Annotated in this window: 1 protein-coding gene; it reads right to left on the bottom strand. The window is 67.4% G+C overall.

Annotation, left to right across the window (positions count from 1 at the left end; all coding sequences use genetic code 11):
• The coding region (locus RM96_RS28915; protein WP_039015171.1) for a carboxyl transferase domain-containing protein at positions 1-1,058 on the bottom strand (1,058 nt) is incomplete at both ends.

Here is a 1,058-nt window from a genome sequence, read left to right as displayed (position 1 = left end):
CCCAGCCCCAGCACGGTGCGGGTCTGCGCGGGGTCGATCACGCCGTCGTCCCACAGCCGCGCGCTGGCGTAATACGGATGCCCCTGGTGCTCGTACTGGTCGCGGATCGGCTGCTTGAAGGCATCTTCCTCCTCCGCGCTCCACTTCCCGCCCTTGGCCTCGATGCCATCGCGGCGCACGGTGGCCAGCACGCTCGCCGCCTGCTCGCCGCCCATCACCGAGATGCGCGCGTTCGGCCACATCCACAGGAAGCGCGGCGAATACGCGCGCCCGCACATGCCGTAGTTGCCGGCGCCGAACGAGCCGCCGATGATCACCGTGAACTTGGGCACCTGCGCGGTGGCCACCGCCGTCACCATCTTGGCGCCGTTGCGGGCGATGCCTTCGTTCTCGTATTTGCGCCCGACCATGAAGCCGGTGATGTTCTGCAGGAACACCAGCGGAATCTTGCGCTGGCAGCACAGCTCGATGAAGTGCGCGCCCTTGAGCGCGGACTCCGAGAACAGGATGCCGTTGTTGGCGATGATGCCCACCGGGTAGCCCCAGATGCGGGCGAAGCCGCACACCAGCGTGGTGCCGTAGCGCGCCTTGAACTCGTCGAACTCGGAACCGTCGACCAGGCGCGCGATGACTTCGCGCACGTCATAGGGCTTGCGCGTGTCGGTCGGGATCACGCCGTACAGCTCTTCGACCGGATACAGCGGCTCCACCGGCTCGTGCAGGCGGATCTGGTCCGGCTTGCGCCGGTTCAGGTGCTGCACGATATTGCGCGCCAGCGACAGCGCGTGGTGGTCGTTCTGCGCGAAATAGTCGGCCACGCCGGACAGGCGCGTGTGCACGTCGGCGCCGCCCAGGTCTTCCGCGCTCACTTCCTCGCCCGTGGCGGCCTTCACCAGCGGCGGGCCGCCCAGGAAGATGGTGCCCTGGTTCTTGACGATGATCGACTCGTCACTCATCGCCGGCACATACGCGCCACCGGCCGTGCACGAGCCCATCACCACCGCGATCTGCGGGATGCCCTGCTTGGACAGGTTGGCCTGGTTGTAGAAGATGCGGCC

It is taken from the genome of Cupriavidus sp. IDO (genome assembly GCF_000812465.1).
GTDB lineage: Bacteria > Pseudomonadota > Gammaproteobacteria > Burkholderiales > Burkholderiaceae > Cupriavidus.
This window is presented reverse-complemented; position numbering and strand designations above follow the sequence as displayed.